15 protein-coding genes and 1 pseudogene are annotated in these 16,652 nt (G+C 35.3%); 5 read left to right on the forward strand and 11 right to left on the reverse strand.

Annotated features, from left to right (window positions below):
* Positions 1–160: 160 nt before the first annotated feature.
* Positions 161–1,537: an aminopeptidase gene (locus tag BUB90_RS21685; protein ID WP_073291470.1), complete on the reverse strand. Its 1,377-nt coding sequence runs from the start codon at positions 1,535–1,537 to the stop codon at positions 161–163.
* Between the two features lie 313 nt (positions 1,538–1,850).
* On the opposite strand from BUB90_RS21685, the gene BUB90_RS21690 reads away from it, so the two are divergent.
* Complete coding sequence (locus tag BUB90_RS21690) at positions 1,851–2,243, forward strand: hypothetical protein (RefSeq protein ID WP_073291472.1); 393 nt, start codon at positions 1,851–1,853, stop codon at positions 2,241–2,243.
* Positions 2,244–2,338: 95 nt separating this feature from the next.
* Here BUB90_RS21690 and leuD read toward each other — a convergent pair whose 3' ends face one another.
* On the reverse strand, positions 2,339–2,824 hold the full coding sequence (gene leuD, locus BUB90_RS21695) for a 3-isopropylmalate dehydratase small subunit (protein WP_073291474.1): 486 nt from the start codon (positions 2,822–2,824) through the stop codon (positions 2,339–2,341).
* A 139-nt stretch (positions 2,825–2,963) separates the two neighbouring features.
* Positions 2,964–4,229: a 3-isopropylmalate dehydratase large subunit gene (leuC, locus tag BUB90_RS21700; protein WP_073291476.1), complete on the reverse strand. Its 1,266-nt coding sequence runs from the start codon at positions 4,227–4,229 to the stop codon at positions 2,964–2,966.
* Positions 4,230–4,454: 225 nt separating this feature from the next.
* On the opposite strand from leuC, the gene BUB90_RS21705 reads away from it, so the two are divergent.
* From BUB90_RS21705 to BUB90_RS24185, 3 genes are all read left to right on the forward strand, one after another.
* Entirely contained in the window at positions 4,455–6,152 is a 1,698-nt protein-coding gene (locus tag BUB90_RS21705) for a S8 family peptidase (RefSeq protein ID WP_084139426.1), read from the forward strand.
* 174 nt (positions 6,153–6,326) lie between these two features.
* The gene (locus tag BUB90_RS21710) at positions 6,327–7,223 is read left to right on the forward strand and encodes a LysR family transcriptional regulator (protein WP_073291479.1); all 897 of its coding nucleotides are present in this window, start codon (positions 6,327–6,329) and stop codon (positions 7,221–7,223) included.
* Positions 7,224–7,375: 152 nt separating this feature from the next.
* A complete protein-coding gene (locus BUB90_RS24185) occupies positions 7,376–7,510 on the forward strand; it encodes a hypothetical protein (protein ID WP_278277321.1) in 135 nt (44 codons plus the stop codon).
* Positions 7,511–7,813: 303 nt separating this feature from the next.
* Here BUB90_RS24185 and mutY read toward each other — a convergent pair whose 3' ends face one another.
* From mutY to purC, 8 genes are all read right to left on the reverse strand, one after another.
* Entirely contained in the window at positions 7,814–8,980 is a 1,167-nt protein-coding gene (mutY, locus tag BUB90_RS21715) for an A/G-specific adenine glycosylase (RefSeq protein WP_073291482.1), read from the reverse strand.
* 95 nt (positions 8,981–9,075) lie between these two features.
* The gene (locus tag BUB90_RS21720; RefSeq protein WP_073291485.1) at positions 9,076–9,558 is read right to left on the reverse strand and encodes a DNA-deoxyinosine glycosylase; all 483 of its coding nucleotides are present in this window, start codon (positions 9,556–9,558) and stop codon (positions 9,076–9,078) included.
* Positions 9,559–9,634: 76 nt separating this feature from the next.
* Complete coding sequence (locus tag BUB90_RS21725) at positions 9,635–10,579, reverse strand: RsiV family protein (protein ID WP_084139427.1); 945 nt, start codon at positions 10,577–10,579, stop codon at positions 9,635–9,637.
* Positions 10,572–11,069, reverse strand: coding sequence for an RNA polymerase sigma factor (locus tag BUB90_RS21730; protein ID WP_073291488.1), 498 nt, complete (start codon positions 11,067–11,069; stop codon positions 10,572–10,574). Before BUB90_RS21730 ends, BUB90_RS21725 begins: the two co-directional genes overlap by 8 nt.
* A 251-nt stretch (positions 11,070–11,320) precedes the next feature.
* Positions 11,321–11,806 carry a hypothetical protein gene (locus BUB90_RS21735; RefSeq protein WP_073291490.1) on the reverse strand — a complete coding sequence of 162 codons (486 nt, stop codon included), beginning with the start codon at positions 11,804–11,806 and terminating at the stop codon, positions 11,321–11,323.
* A gap of 131 nt (positions 11,807–11,937) precedes the next feature.
* Complete coding sequence (purB, locus tag BUB90_RS21740; protein ID WP_073291492.1) at positions 11,938–13,371, reverse strand: adenylosuccinate lyase; 1,434 nt, start codon at positions 13,369–13,371, stop codon at positions 11,938–11,940.
* Positions 13,372–13,691: 320 nt separating this feature from the next.
* Complete coding sequence (purF, locus tag BUB90_RS21745; protein WP_073291495.1) at positions 13,692–15,131, reverse strand: amidophosphoribosyltransferase; 1,440 nt, start codon at positions 15,129–15,131, stop codon at positions 13,692–13,694.
* 37 nt (positions 15,132–15,168) lie between these two features.
* Entirely contained in the window at positions 15,169–15,879 is a 711-nt protein-coding gene (gene purC / locus BUB90_RS21750) for a phosphoribosylaminoimidazolesuccinocarboxamide synthase (protein ID WP_073291498.1), read from the reverse strand.
* Between the two features lie 536 nt (positions 15,880–16,415).
* Here purC and BUB90_RS21755 point away from each other — a divergent pair.
* Positions 16,416–16,652, forward strand: a pseudogene (locus BUB90_RS21755) (IS1182 family transposase); the annotation flags it as partial.

Raw genomic sequence — 16,652 nt, forward strand, 5'->3', positions numbered from 1 at the left:
ATATAACTTTAAGTTATGATATTTCATTTTTTTATTACTTATTCATATATTAGCTTACTTTCTTAAAAAAATCAATGTAAATTATTAAAAAATAATAGAAAGTCCCAGATAAAGACTTTCTATTATTTCGTAAATTATATAGTTAAGGTTACTGTGGTTCTTATGCTTCCTTTAAGAATGCTACGTAGCCTCTCTTCGCTTCATAAACATCAGCTTTGCTTGTTACTTCCCATGGTGCATGCATGTTAAGTACAGCTACACCACTATCAATTACTTCCATACCATAAAGTGCAAGAATATAAGCGATTGTTCCGCCGCCGCCCATATCTACTTTACCAAGTTCAGCAGTTTGGAATGCAACGTTATGTGTTTCCATCATCTTACGAATATTCGCAAAGTATTCTGCGTTGGCATCATTTGTGCCTGATTTCCCTCTAGCACCTGTGTACTTGTTGAATACAATACCTCTTCCGAAGTATGCTGAGTTTTTCTTGTCGAAAGCAGATGCGAATGATGGATCATAAGCGGCACTAACGTCAGAAGATAACATCTTTGAATTGCTAAGGCATCTTCTTAACTTAAGTTCAGAAAATCCTTCCAAACGATCAATTAATTCTGCTAATGTATTTTCAAAGAATTTTGATTGCATACCAGTTGCGCCAACGCTTCCGATTTCCTCTTTATCTACTAATAGGCAACAACTTGTTTTCTTCATATCTTCTACTTCCAACATAGCGATTAAAGAAGTATACGCACAAACTCTATCATCTTGACCATATGCCATAATCATACTTGCATCCATACCTGCTTCTCTTGCTTTACCAGCTGGTACCACTTCTAATTCAGCGGATAAGAAATCTTCTTCTTCAAATCCATATTTGTCTTTTAATAACTTCGAAACGTTTGCTTTGACTGCATCTTTTTCTGTATCTTTTAATGGAATCGTACCAAATACAAGATCAAGTGCTTCTCCCTCAATAACTTTCGCTGCTTTCTTTTCAAGTTGTTCGCCAGCAAGATGTACTAATAAGTCAGAGATAAACAATACTGGATCTGTTTCTTCTTCACCAATTACAACATCAATAACTTCTCCGTCTTTCTTAACCACAACACCATGAATAGCAAGTGGAATTGTAACCCATTGATATTTCTTGATCCCACCATAATAATGTGTATCAAGATATGCAAAACCGCTATCTTCGTATAATGGATTTTGTTTAATATCTAATCTTGGAGAATCGATGTGGGCTCCAAGAATTGATAAACCATTTTCAATCTTCTCACTTCCAATATTGAATAATGCAATTGCTTTCTTCATACAAGTTGCATATACTTTGTCACCTTTTTTAAGTGTTTTATTCTCAGCAATTATATCATTAAGATCCACATAACCGTGTTCTTTTGCGATTGCTACTGTTGCTTCTACACATTCTCGTTCTGTTTTTCCATTATCAAGGAACTCTCTATAGCCTTTATTAAGGCTTTCTAATTCATTTAATTCTGTTTCTGAATATTTTGACCATGTTACTTCTTTCATTCTGTTTACCTCCGTAAGTACTTATTTTGTATACTATGTATTTTATGGTATTTGCTTATATGAGTCAATGGATTATCTAATATTTTGTATATGCATGTATATTGTACTAATTATTCATTGCAGAAATTGATATCCATATTTTATATATCTATTATAAATCTTTCCAATAAATTAGTTTTCATATACCATATTTTAGTATATACTGTAAGCAGTGCTTTAGTAGGAGGGTTGTGTGAAAAATCAAGATTTCTCACACGCGAATTAATGCTTGCGGCCCAAAATTCGCAAGTTTTGAGAAAGGAAGGGTTGTTATATGAAACAAAGAAATGAGTTAGTAGAATTTATTGTAGGACTTGCTATGTTAGTAATTGGTTTGTACTTATTCACTGGTCGAGTTAGTGTATCCAGTAGTTTCTTCAGTAGTGGTATCTATTACGGTACCGTTCGTATTCCTACTGGTGCTGTGTTTGTTCCTTTTATCATTGGTATTATCATGGTATTTGCTAAACCAGAGTCTTTTCTATCCAAATTGGTTGCTGGTCTAGGTGTTTTAATAATACTTGTGTCAATTATAATGTCCGTTAATATTCGTCTTGAAACCATTTCGTTATATGAATGGCTACTTTATATTATTGCTATATTCGGGGGACTTGGTCTTGTATGCAGAATAGTATTTGCTAAACCTAAAAACGGCGAAAAAGAATAAGATAAACAAAAAATAACAGGTACGCATAAGAATGACAAATCGTTGTCAATTCATTGCGTACCTGTAATATTATTGTCCGAACTAGTCCGGTTTAATTATTTCTGATTTATATAATTAATAAGCCCCTCAGCTTTGATAATCCTTTGCATAAACTCTGGGAAGGCTTGCCCTTGATACTGCGTTCCCTTTGTCTTGTCATAAATCATACCACTATCAAAATCAATTTCAACTTCATCCCCTGCTTCAATCTCTTTAGCAGCTGCTTCACATTCAATGATAGGCAAACCAATATTAATGGCATTACGGTAGAAGATTCTTGCGAAGGTTTCTGCGATAACACAGCTAATCCCTGATGCTTTGATCGCGATTGGTGCATGCTCTCTTGATGAACCACAACCAAAGTTTTTGTTCGCTACCATTATATCACCTGGTTTCACTCTATTAACAAAGTCCGCATCAATATCTTCCATACATTTTTTAGCTAATTCAGCTGGATCAGAAGAGTTAAGATATCTTGCTGGAATGATTACGTCTGTATCTACATTATCACCATATTTGTGTACTGTTCCACTTGCTTTCATAATTCCTCCATGCATAACACAAGTTACTTGTGTTACTGCCAACAACAGTTGAAAGAAGGCAGTGCATGGCTCCTTTCATTATATTTGATGTTCTTTCAACTTATAAGTGTGAATACTATTATCCTTCTCACTTTCTTCTCTATAAACCAAGTTCACTAGGACCTGATATCTTTCCAGTTACTGCACTTGCAGCTGCTACAGCTGGACTTGCAAGATATACTTCCGATTCTACATGTCCCATACGTCCTACAAAGTTACGGTTTGTTGTTGCAACAGCTCTTTCTCCTGCCGCAAGGATACCCATATGACCGCCAAGACATGGTCCACATGTTGGAGTGGATACAATACCACCTGCCTTAATAAAGGTAGCAAGTAAGCCTTCTTCCATCGCTTGAAGGTAAATCGCTTGTGTAGCAGGAAATACAATAAGTCGCATACCTTTTGCTACTTTACGTCCTTCTAATACTTTTGCAGCAATTCTAAGGTCATCAATACGACCATTCGTACATGAACCAATTACAACTTGATCGATTTCTACTTCTCCTACTTCATCAATTGTCTTTGTATTCTCAGGTAAATGTGGGAATGCAACAGTTGATTTTAATGTTGATAAATCAATTGTAAACACTTCATCATATTCTGCATCTTCATCCGCTTCATACGTAGTAAATTCTTTTGTAGAATGTTCTTTCATATATGTAACGGTTTTATCATCTACTGGGAAGATTCCATTCTTAGCGCCAGCTTCAATTGCCATATTCGCCATAGCAAAACGGTCATCCATGGATAAATTCGCGATACCATCACCAACGAATTCCATAGATCGATATAAAGCTCCATCTACACCAATTAATCCAATAATATGTAAGATAACATCTTTTCCGCTAACCCACTTAGCAGGCTTTCCTGTTAACACGAATTTTATTGCACTTGGTACTTTAAACCATGCCTTTCCTGTAACCATTCCTGCTGCCATATCCGTACTACCAACACCTGTAGAGAATGCTCCAAGTGCTCCATAGGTACAAGTATGTGAATCCGCACCTATAACTACATCGCCAGCTACAACAAGACCTTTTTCTGGTAATAGTGCATGCTCAATTCCCATCTCACCAATTTCAAAATAATTTGTAATATCATTGTCTTTAGCAAAATTACGCATACATTTACAATGCTCCGCAGACTTGATATCCTTGTTTGGTGTAAAATGATCTGGTACTAGTGCAATTTTATCTTTATCGAATACAGTTTTTGTATTCATCTTATCCATTTCATGAATAGCTACTGGTGCTGTTACGTCATTACCTAATACTAAATCAAGATCTGCTTCAATCAATTGCCCTGCAGATACGTAATCAAGACCAGCATGGGCAGCCAATATTTTTTGTGTCATTGTCATTCCCATAATTAAATCCTCCTATTGTGTTAGTCTAAGCATATCCTCTGATCTGCCTTGCTAATTTTCTATAACCATCACCACTTAGCGGATTGGTTAATTCGTCATAGGGTCATTCTAACACATGGCTTAGTATAAATGAAATACATATAACTCATATTTGCTATGTTAATGAGTTATGTTTCAGTAGTTTAATTCATATTATATTACAAAACCTTGAAGAGTGGCTATATCATGGCGAATAATACGGATATTAACTTAAATCAATTAGTCGATCCCAATTATGCAGACCTAATTATTGAGAATAACTCCCTTGAATCTTATTCTTATGCAACACAGACCACAGAAATCAATTACAAGTATTCTGTTATTAATCTGCATGCTAATCTGCTTAATAAATGTAGTATTGGTAACATTTCGTATCTATCTTTTCCAAAATGCTATACCTTGCAATCTGCAAAAGCCCTAGAAGAAACAGGAGTTAGCCGAATTCAAAGAAATCCGAATTTCAATCTATACGGAGAAGGTACCTTAATAGGTATTATAGATACTGGATTAGATTATGAAAATCCTGCGTTTCGTTATAAAGATGGTAAAACCCGTATAGTATCTATTTGGGATCAAACCATTAATGATAGTACATCTCCTCCCCTTGGATTTCCTTATGGTGCAGAATATAACCGTGACCTTATCAATACAGCACTTGATTCGGATACTCCCCTTAAGCATGTTCCTTCTACTGATACAAACGGCCACGGAACTGCTATAGCTGGTATTATTGGTGGAACAGAAGATATTGCAAACACCTTTAGCGGTGTTGTACCAAACGCAGAATTCGTTGTTGTTAAATTAAAGCAAGCCAAGGAAATTACCCGCTATATGTTTAACATATCAAACGATACGGAGTGCTATCAAGAGACAGATATTATGTTTGGTGTAAAGTATGTCACTGCGATTGCCATTCAATTAAGACGTCCCATTGCAATTTGCATCGCCTTAGGTACCAACCAAGGTTCACATAGTGGCCAAGAACCCCTTAGTTCTTACCTATCTTACGTCAGTCCCTTATCTGGTATTGGCATTACTATTGCAGCTGGCAATGAGGGCAACACAAGAAGACATTACTATGGAGTGAATACTGTGGGTGTACCGTATGAAGAATTCGAACTCAACATCGGCGAAAAAGATAAAATGTTCCCAATGGAAATCTGGCAACGTTCTCCACAGCGATTAGCTATCGATGTAATCTCACCAACTGGTGAACATCTACCTACCGTATATCCTGATATTACAAGCTGTTATCAACATAATTTCATATTCGAACCTACAAATATATGGATTAATAATGTAATTACAGAAAGTACTACCGGTGAACAATTAATTATGGTAAGATTTGAAAATGCGATGAGTGGAATATGGAAATTGAGACTCTATAATCTAGAAAATTCAGATTCAACATTTCATGTTTGGTTACCATCAGGTCCAATAATCTCAAAAGATACCTTTCTCCTGAATTCGTCACCAAATACAACTATTACATCTCCCGGAGATGCCCTTCTACCAATAACACTTGGAGCTTATGATCCAGAAAAGGGTTCTATTTATATCTCCTCCGGACGAGGATATACCAGTACAGGCGCAATCAAACCTGACCTAGCATCACCAGGTTTCAATATTAAAGGACCTACTTTAACAGGTACTTTCACCGCATATTCAGGAACCGGTGTAGCCGCTGGATTCGCTGCCGGTATTGTTGCTATGATCTTACAATGGGGTATCGTAAATAATAACTTAAGTGATATTAACAGCGTCGAGATCAAAGAATTACTAATTCGCGGAGCTACTCGTGATCCAGATATAACTTACCCTAATAACGTCTGGGGTTACGGAGAGATTAATATATATGGTTTTTTCGATAAACTGCGACAATAACTTAAGCACTCTTGTAAGTTAATTGTAAGATTCACTTGCATTCTTACCTCTTATTGGTATAATATAATATCATAAAATTATAATACTACTATAATAGTAAGTTATGTAATATAATAAAGAGATTTTTGAATTACTTAGATAAGGCAAGCATCACTTGCTAGCGTGGAGGTTAATATGGAACAAAATTTATCGCTATACAAAATATTTAATTGTGTTGCAGAGGTCGGTAATATATCACGGGCAGCGAAGGAATTATATATTAGCCAACCTGCTATTAGTAAAGCTATTAGTAAATTAGAACAAAATCTTGAAGTTACCTTATTCACAAGAAATTCACGAGGAGTTCACCTAACAACCGAGGGCAAGATGCTTTACGAACATACTAAATCCGCATTTGAAACATTACAACTTGGGGAAGAAACGATTCGTAAAGTTAATGAACTTGGAATTGGTCATATTCGTATCGGTGTCAGTAGTACTCTTTGTAAATACTTATTAATACCTTATCTCAAGGAATTTATAGCAAAATATCCTCATATAAAGGTTACAATTGATTGTCAATCAACATTTCAAACCATGGAGTTACTTGGAAATCGGAAGATTGATATTGGATTGATTGCAAAACCCGAGCAACTACGTAATATAACTTTTTTCCCAATTGCAGAAATCGAAGATGGTTTTGTTGCAACGAAAACATATATGGATAATCTTAAACTCCGTGAGGCAGATGACCACTTTGATGTATTCAAATCAGCCAATCTAATGCTTCTTGATGAAGAGAATATAACCAGAATGTATATTGATAATTATTTCAGAACGTACCATGTAGAGACGAATAAGATTCTCGAAGTAAACAACATGGACTTATTAATCGAATTTGCAAAGATTGGTCTTGGAGTCGGTTGTGTTATTAAAGATTTCGTTCGAGACGAGCTAAAGAGTGGTGCCTTAATTGAAGTACCCTTCGTAGCCCCTATCTCAAAACGACAAGTAGGTTTTGCCTATGCAGCGAATGCAGAACCATCTGAATCTTTGCAAAAATTCATAGATTTTTACCAACAAAAGGAATAGAATACACCTCTTAATAAATTCATAAGATTTTCATAAGAATATTTCATCAATTCTTCCTCATATCTTAAAACATAATCTTTTGATTTGTGGTTTAATAGTATTAGAAATCACTAGTCTGTTTTGTTTTATATTTGAAAGGAATGAGAATTGTTATGTATATCTACGATACTAAGAAAGAACGATTGAATAAGATTAAGCTTCTTCTACTAAAAGCGATTGGAGAAGTACTTTTGCTTATATGTATCTTTGCTGGGGTTGGTTTTGGAATCGGAAAATTATTCGGATAAATTTTGATTAATTACTAGGAGGCAACCTGGAAACTCTTTTCCATGTTGACAACATATCTGTGTTTTAAGGCTACCTACTACAATTTCCTTAAAATTGTGTTACTTACCCATACAAAAAAACATTGTATGTGACGTAAACACAATTCAGGGAATTGTAACGGCAGACATAACACTATTGATATGTTTGTCAACATTATAAAGAATTTCGAAATTGCTTATTAATTACTAGCGATAAAAGAAGAGACAAATTTTTTATTATTGTGCATCCTAAAACACAGTAATCATCAAATTTGTCTCTTTATTTTATTTACTACTCTTCCAAATCTTATATCCTTCGAAAGCGGAAGGTAGGGCATATGACTCTATCACTTCCTCATAAGGAATGATTAGACAATTCTCATGTTGATTGGAATCCTCTTTTAAAGGAGAGTTATCCACAACAGCACTATAATCTTGCACTAATTGTCCACAAAACCGCTTCATTTGTTCACTATCCTTGTATTTTATGTGGAAACCTGTCATATGCCACTCCACATGACTAAAGATATGTTTTGCTTCCCCTAAGGAAGTTAGTTCTATATCTGCAAATTCCTTCTTAATTGATGATAGTTTTAACATATCTTGTACCCTATCTATCGAACTCTTCCCTTCAATATTAGGCAATTCCCATAATCCAGCTAGCAACCCCTTACCGGGACGTTTATGCAATACGATCTTCCCATTGCATTCAAGTACGAACACTGTTTTTTCTTCTATTCTTCTTCCTTTTTTCTTCGGCTTAACCGGAATCTGTGATTGTAGATCCTTCTTAAATGCTATACACAGATGCATCACTGGACACTTCTCACATAATGGCTTTCCATTTGGTATGCATATTGTTGCACCCAAATCCATTAATGATTGATTGAATGCCCCTGCTGCATCTTCTGGTGTAATTGCAGTAAATTCTATCTCTAGTTGCTTCTTAACACTGGCTTTCGTGATATCATCAAAACTTCCGGCTAGACGTTTTGCAATCCGAAGTACATTACCATCTACCGCTGAAACAGGAATTCCATAAGCAATTGATGCTATTGCCCCTGCGGTATAGCTTCCTATACCGGGTAACTTTAATAATTCCTTGTAGGAGGCTGGTAAACTACCTCCATATTCATTAACAACAACTTTGGCTGCTTTTTGAAGATTTCGGACCCTTGTATAGTAACCAAGTCCTTCCCACAATTTTAGTAATACCTCCTCTGACGCATTGGCTAAGTCTTCTATTGTAGGTAATGCTGTAAGAAAACGATCATAATATCCTCTCACTGCCTCAACTCTTGTTTGCTGTAACATAATTTCAGAAATCCATACATGATATGGTTCGGGCTCTAATCTCCACGGTAAGATTCTCGCATTTGCTTCATACCAGTCCACAAGATAAGGAACAATCTCTCCATATTCATATGATTTACTAACATCTATTGTATTCATTACAAGCCTCTCTTTGGTTGACAAACATCGGTAACTGCTTCTATTAAGCTTAGGTCAACGGAGCCAAATTGAACTACCTTTATCGCGACCTTAATCTACTTAATGACCTTCCAAGCTTCAATTAATCTCTCAAGTGAGAATGAAGCATTTGCTGGACTAGTCGACGGAAGTTTTATTATATCACGACCTACTTTAGAAAGGCAATATCTATTATAAAGTTCATACGATTTATTTCCATTTGCATATATATGATTCACCTTGGAATGATCAAGTATAACAGATAAATCATTGGGGACCACATTCTTAATACTACTATCACTAGACCCACAAATTTCACAACTTTGAATTACATCCCATACTGCTATCTTATTCGCAAGTAAAAACTGTATCTTTTCCTCAATAGAAGAAGGCAAATCTGTCTCACAAACCGCAGCCAATACCTTCCAAAACCGATTCTGTGGATGATGGTAAAAGAATTGACCTTCCCTAGATTTTACCGAAGGGAATGTACCAAGTATCAGAATTCTAGAATCTTCATTAAAGATTGGTTGTATTGGGTGTACCACTGCATCAGACATATATGCCTCCTATATAACTAGCTAGAGTAGTTTGCAACTCTATTTCTACTCCATGCTCTCTATTGAACAATTTAATTTATTTTATTTCAAATTCTTGAATACCCATGAATCCTGGAGCTACTTCATATTTAGCAAATACAACTACAGGATTACCAGCTTCATTAACATAGAACTGTGTATTCTCATCAATGCTAACAAATCCGCCTTCATCTTCTGTAAAATATGTCATATCTACATCTTCCTGAACTCTTTGTTTCATCTCATCACGAATTGCATCATTTGCCTTGTTAATATAATTATCACCTAAGACGTCCTTCAATGTTATCACATCTCCAGTTGATAAATCAAGGGTATAGAAAAATTGCTCTGTGTAAGCGTTTGACCAGTCTTCATAAGAAGTGATTACGATTGAAATTATCTTATCGTTTTGTGCTTTTACTTCATAAACAACATTGGCGTGAATATTCTTCGCTGTGAACTCTTCTTTAGTACCACCAGTTTCTAGAAAGGCCTCTTTGTACTCAGCAATATGTGTTTCCGCCTCTTTGATATGCTCATCAACTAATGCCTCTATTTCTTTGTTAATATCAACAACTGCTTGTTTTACTTCCTCCTTGTCGCTTTCCACTTCAATCTGTGGTACTTCAGCTTTAATTGTTCTATCTTCATTGGTATCTTCGTACGATCTAATCGTTAACACTTTGGCAACTGTACCTATAAAAGGTATGTTCTCCACTCCTTTAGCGAATGATTCACTTGAATTTAATCCTATTATAAATACACCAAAACATGCTGCAATACTTACTCCTGTACGGATAAAAATCTTCTTAGTTGTATTGCAAGTTTTATATACAACATTATTTTTCATGTAATCCATCTCCTTTTTCTTTTGATTTTTCTCATAATCATTAAACACATCATTAACCATTTCATTTAATTGTTCTGGCATGGGAATCTGATTATACCCTTGCTTGCTAGTATTAAGGAATGTATCTTTTAATACATCTCTACCTTTATTCATAATCAACCTCCTGTAATGCTTGCTTCAATCGTTTCAGTCCTGTATACAATCTTGATTTTACAGTACTTAGATTGGTGTCGGTTATTTTGGCTATCTCTCTTAATGATAGTTCATTATAGAAGCGTAAAATTATAACAGTCCTAACTTCATCTGCAAGAGTATCCAAAGCCTTTAATAAACCATCATCTCCCTCAAATCTATAGTCCCTTGTGTACACCTCTTCTGGTATGTTTTCGTCACCGCAAACAATCTCTTTGGAATTCTTTCTTATAAATCCCAAACTTTCATTGACTATAATTCTATAAAAGTAAGTAGATAGATACTTTAGATTTCTTATCTCTTCATAAGATTCTAGTAATTTGCATATGCTATTTTGCACTACATCTAAAGCTGCATCTTCATTCTTAACATAAGAGAATGCTAGCCGATAGAATTTTTGCTGGTTAGAAATCACATACTCTTTTACTACTTCATATTTCTCCTTATTCATAAAAATACATAGGCTCCTTCCATTACCGCGCATGTATTTTTCTGCGCTATACAAGTTTGCGGCGCAGACACAAACTTGCTAAGCTACAAGTAAACACTTGCTAGCTGTATTCTTAAGTCGATATCTCCATCGACCTACATTCTTTAGATGATTTATTATACCAAAAAGTTTATTTTTAATATAATAAAACTCATAGATTATCATAACCGATAATCTATGAGTCTTCTCTACACTCTTATTGCAGTATTGTCTTATTTATTATTTAAATATTCATATAGTTCTTCTATCGCTACAGTGGAATTCAAATCTAAGCAGATGTTTCCTACTAGATTATATATATCCATCTGGCTGTGTCTAAAGTCCACAAAATCCGACAAATACTGTTTATTCATATATGTTTGCAATTTTGTTAATGTTAGATTCTGTACAGAACCACCTGCATTGTAGCTCGTGTTCTTATATAGAAGCTTCGCCCCTCCAATGCCCTCCGTTATCAATGTAAAATAATAGATTTTATCTTCATCCGATAACTTGGTATAATCTACATTAAGTCCTTGTGATATCATGTCCATGGCGCTGACATATGCTTTATCGATATCTTTCTTTTCATCAATCAGTTTCTTTGTATTATATATATGCATAGCGCCACCTACACATACAGCTACTAGTATACACAACATAACAACTCTAATCCATCGTCGTCTATGTTTTATATTCCATTTAATTTTATTAAACATAACTGTTATCTCCCCTATAACAGCCTTCGTAATGTATGATGCATATTCTCCCCTGAATTAAACAATCAAAACAGTCTATGCATACAGATACTGCCAACATAGACTGTTCTCCATTTAAAATGTGTTACACATTATACGTTAATTTCAGCTGTCATTCCTAAAATGTCTTTGTTTTCGCTTAATATTGGATTAATTACATCTGTTATAAATTCTTCGGTTTGCATTGGTGCACAACCAACATATTTGCTTGGATCCATCGTTTTCTTCAATTCATCAAGCGACATGTTGAATGCTGGATCAGCTGCGATAAGTTCTAATAAGTTGTTTTCTAAACCAGATTCTTTTACGTTCTTACCAGCTTCCATAGACAACTGACGAATCTTTTCGTGAAGTTCTTGTCTATCTCCACCCGCCTTAACAGCATCCATCATGATGTTCTCTGTAGCCATAAATGGTAATTCGGACATAAGTCGTTTTTCAATAACTTTCGGATATACTACAAGACCATCTACTACATTCAAGTAAAGATCTAAGATACCATCAACTGCTAAGAACCCTTCTGGAATACTAACTCTCTTATTCGCTGAGTCATCTAAAGTTCTTTCAAACCATTGTGTCGATGAAGTGATTGCTGGATTAAGCGCGTCTACCATTACATAATTTGCCAAAGAAGCAATTCTCTCACTTCTCATTGGATTTCTCTTATAAGCCATTGCACTTGAACCAATTTGGTTCTTTTCAAATGGTTCTTCGATTTCCTTCAGATGTTGTAGTAAACGAATATCGTTAGAGAATTTGTGCGCACTAGCTGCAATTCCTGCAAGTACATTCAAGACTCTAGTATCTACTTTACGAGAATATGTTTGTCCTGACACAGGGAAACATTCTTTATATCCCATCTTCTTCGCTATTGTACTATCTACTAACTTAACCTTTTCATAATCGCCATCGAATAGCTCTAAGAAACTTGCTTGCGTTCCTGTTGTACCTTTCGAACCCAGTAATTTCATTGTATCAATTAGGTATTCAAGATCTTCAAGATCTAATTTTAATTCCATTAACCATAATGTTGCTCTTTTTCCTACCGTTGTTGGTTGAGCTGGTTGGAAATGTGTGAATGCTAAGGTAGGAAGATCTTTATACTTCATAGCAAACTTAGATAACTCTGCAATAACATTGATTAATTTCTTCTTAACTAATTTTAGAGCTTCTGTCATTACAATGATATCTGTATTATCACCAACATAACAAGAAGTAGCACCAAGATGAATAATTCCCTTTGCTTTCGGACATTGTACGCCATATGCATACACATGAGACATCACATCATGTCTAACTAAAGCTTCTCTATCCTTCGCAACATCATAATTGATATCGTCTTTGTGAGCCTTTAATTCTTCAATCTGCTCGTCAGTAATATTCAAACCTAATTCTTTCTCTGTTTCTGCAAGTGCAATCCAAAGTCTCCTCCAAGTACGGAATTTCATATCTGGTGAGAAGATATATTGCATTTCTTTACTCGCATATCTTTCAGACATAGGACTTACATATCTATCATTACTCATGTGTGTTTCTCCATTCATTTTGATTTGTTAACTTTACTAGTTGTGTGTCAAAAGTCTCTCATTAAACTTACCCTCGTCAATTTGCACATATAAAGCTTGTTTAATGTTATTCCGAACGCAGTTCAATGAGCAACTGTATGAAGTCATTGGTACTTAGACTCTGTATTGTAGAGCCTTATGTACCACTACGAACTTTAACGAGGCAAGAGCGTGTTGCGAATGAACTACGTTTGGTATTACATGTTCACACATAAATTAGTGCAAATTAATGAGACCACATTTAAACTTGACTTTGACACTCTATCCAGTAACTTTATTTATTATTGCTCAAAATCACCACGAATATTATCTTTTGGTGGTTCTATTGGATAATTTCCTGTAAAGCAAGCGCTACAATACCCCATATCGCTGCCTAACATTTCTCCAAGACGTTCCACATCAAGATAACCAAGTGTATTCGCACCTAGCATATCACAGATTTGGTCTACTGTATTATTATGCGCAATTAATTGATCATCCGATGGTATATCTGTTCCAAAATAACAAGGATATAAAAATGGCGGAGAACTGATTCTAACATGCACTTCTGTTGCACCGGCATTCTTAAGCATTCGTACGATTCTCTCACTTGTAGTACCACGCACAATTGAGTCATCAATCATAACCACACGCTTACCTTTTACTACTTCTTTAAGAACATTAAGTTTAATCTTAACACTGGATTCCCTAACACTTTGTTTTGGTTTGATGAAAGTTCTACCAACATAACTATTTTTAACAAAGGCCATTCCATATGGTATTCCTGATTCCTCAGAATAGCCAAGTGCTGCAGCATTACCAGAATCAGGAACACCCACAACGATGTCGGCATCAACTGGATACGTCTGCGCAAGAATCTTACCAGCCATAATTCTTGAGTTATATACACTAACTCCATCCATACAACTGTCTGGTCTTGCAAAATAGATATATTCAAAGATACATCTTGCTGTCTCCTGCTGACACATACTTGTATCTGATACAATTCCATCTTTCGTAATTGTTACAATCTCACCAGGTAATACATCACGTACAAATTCTGCACTTACTGCATCGAGTGCACAAGTCTCTGAGGCAAGAATGTAACTATTATCTCTCTTACCAATAACTAGAGGACGGAAGCCAAATGGATCTCTTGCTCCAATTAGTTTTCTTGGACTCATTATTATTAATGAGTAAGCACCTTGAATTTTATGCATTGCATTCTTAACCGCTGATTCAACATTTGCTACTTTAAGACGTTCTCTAGCGATATGATAAGCAATTACCTCTGAATCAATGGTAGTTTGGAAAATCGCACCTGTATATTCTAACTCATGACGAAGTTCTAATGCATTAATTAAGTTACCATTATGAGCTAATGCCAATGTACCTTTCACATAATTAAGCACAAGTGGTTGTGTGTTTTCTCTTGTACTTGCTCCTGCTGTAGAATACCGAACATGTCCTACTCCAATATCACCTTTCAGACCTTCGATGCTTTCTGGTGTAAACACTTCATTCACTAAACCCATATCTTTGACTGATGACACTTTACCTTTTGGTCCGTTCGTGTCGGATACTGCAATTCCACAACTCTCTTGACCACGGTGTTGTAGGGCAAACAATCCATAATAGATTGAAGACGCCACATCATTACCATCTAGATCATAGATACCAAACACTCCACATTCTTCATGTAGCTCATCTGATAACATATTGCTTAATTTGTTTTCACTCATTCTGGTTGTTCCCCTATTATTCTATTATTCTGTTATTTTATTGTTTAATACCTAGTCTCTTAAATACTTCTTCATAAGCGTCTTCTACGTCACCTAAATCTCTACGGAATCTATCTTTATCTAATTTATCATGTGTTTCGCTATCCCATAATCTGCAAGTATCTGGAGAGATTTCATCTGCAAGTATAATTTCTCCGTTGCATCGTCCAAATTCCACTTTGAAATCGATCAAATCGATTCCACATGAAGCGAAATACTTACATAATTCTTCATTTATCTTAAATACAAGTTCTGTAATTCTGTCAATCTCTTCTCTTGTAGCAGCTCCAATTGCAATTGCATAATAATCATTAATCATTGGATCTCCAAGGTCATCATTTTTGTAACTGAATTCTAGTGTAGGAGCTAACAGTTTCGTACCTTCATCAATACCAAGTTTCTTTGAGAAGCTTCCTGCTGCCACATTTCTAACAATTACTTCAAGTGGTACGATTTCCACCTTCTTAACAGCGGTTTCTCTATCACTAAGTTCTTCTACAAGGTGAGTTGGTACCCCTGCTTTTTCAAGAATTTCAAACAAATGGTTACTCATTTTGTTATTAATAACACCTTTACCAACAATAGTTCCTTTTTTCAAACCGTTGAATGCAGTTGCGTCATCTTTGTAATCTACAATATATACACCCTCTACATCTGTTGTGTAAACCTTTTTAGCCTTGCCTTCATAAAGCATTTCTAATTTTTTCATCGTTTGCCACCTATCCTTTGATTCCCTATTTTGAGATTGCTACCAAGTAACAGTTACTATTCAGTTATTCAGTTATAATTCCGAATTACTCCAGTTAGTAGCGCGCTGTCTTCTAATTACAATCTAACAGCACACTAGCTACTTTCAATTATAAACTAGCCAAAAAGATAAGCAATAGTTTTTTATATTTTTGTCAAATTATACGAAAAGGAAGTGGGTATTTAACTAGTTTTGTATACATTGATTAAGCCTACAAAACCAGTAATAAGGAGCACTTTTTAATCTTTTCAGCACTCCTTATAATCCTATTATTATTCAATTTCATGTATAAACTATTTCGAACTGAACATTCAATCGCTACTTGCTTTTTCACTCTAAACTCACTCGCAATTCGCTTCGCTACTTGCTCGTAACGCATAAGCTGCTACGCAGCTATTTCAGAGGGTTCCCCTCTGAAAGGGGCTGTAAAAAAACTCCCCTAAAGAAAAAACGCTGTCGTTCATAGAACGTACAGCGTTTTTCTGATATAATTAGTTATGCGATTAACTAAAAAATCTAATATTAATTCTACACCAAGACAGTTGAAATTACCACTGGATTTAGAAAAAATAATTGATTTTTCTGATCCTGTGTACACTTTTGGTGATGTAATGGATCACATTGACCTAACAATATATTTTGCAGAGGAAGGCTGCAAAACAGGTCGCCCAAGATGTGATGCACAGAAATTACTTAAAGTGATACTGTTTGCATTTATGGAACATGGAATAAGT

The sequence above is a fragment of the Anaerosporobacter mobilis DSM 15930 genome (assembly GCF_900142955.1).
Taxonomy (GTDB): Bacteria; Bacillota; Clostridia; order Lachnospirales; family Lachnospiraceae; genus Anaerosporobacter; species Anaerosporobacter mobilis.

Coding starts and splice junctions, on each gene's coding strand:
- BUB90_RS21685 (WP_073291470.1), bottom strand. CDS start 1,537: ATGAAAGAAGTAACATGGTCAAAATATTCAGAAACAGAATTAAATGAA.
- BUB90_RS21690 (WP_073291472.1), top strand. CDS start 1,851: ATGAAACAAAGAAATGAGTTAGTAGAATTTATTGTAGGACTTGCTATG.
- leuD (WP_073291474.1), bottom strand. CDS start 2,824: ATGAAAGCAAGTGGAACAGTACACAAATATGGTGATAATGTAGATACA.
- leuC (WP_073291476.1), bottom strand. CDS start 4,229: ATGGGAATGACAATGACACAAAAAATATTGGCTGCCCATGCTGGTCTT.
- BUB90_RS21705 (WP_084139426.1), top strand. CDS start 4,455: ATGGCGAATAATACGGATATTAACTTAAATCAATTAGTCGATCCCAAT.
- BUB90_RS21710 (WP_073291479.1), top strand. CDS start 6,327: ATGGAACAAAATTTATCGCTATACAAAATATTTAATTGTGTTGCAGAG.
- BUB90_RS24185 (WP_278277321.1), top strand. CDS start 7,376: ATGTATATCTACGATACTAAGAAAGAACGATTGAATAAGATTAAGCTT.
- mutY (WP_073291482.1), bottom strand. CDS start 8,980: ATGAATACAATAGATGTTAGTAAATCATATGAATATGGAGAGATTGTT.
- BUB90_RS21720 (WP_073291485.1), bottom strand. CDS start 9,558: ATGTCTGATGCAGTGGTACACCCAATACAACCAATCTTTAATGAAGAT.
- BUB90_RS21725 (WP_084139427.1), bottom strand. CDS start 10,579: ATGAATAAAGGTAGAGATGTATTAAAAGATACATTCCTTAATACTAGC.
- BUB90_RS21730 (WP_073291488.1), bottom strand. CDS start 11,069: ATGAATAAGGAGAAATATGAAGTAGTAAAAGAGTATGTGATTTCTAAC.
- BUB90_RS21735 (WP_073291490.1), bottom strand. CDS start 11,806: ATGTTTAATAAAATTAAATGGAATATAAAACATAGACGACGATGGATT.
- purB (WP_073291492.1), bottom strand. CDS start 13,371: ATGAGTAATGATAGATATGTAAGTCCTATGTCTGAAAGATATGCGAGT.
- purF (WP_073291495.1), bottom strand. CDS start 15,131: ATGAGTGAAAACAAATTAAGCAATATGTTATCAGATGAGCTACATGAA.
- purC (WP_073291498.1), bottom strand. CDS start 15,879: ATGAAAAAATTAGAAATGCTTTATGAAGGCAAGGCTAAAAAGGTTTAC.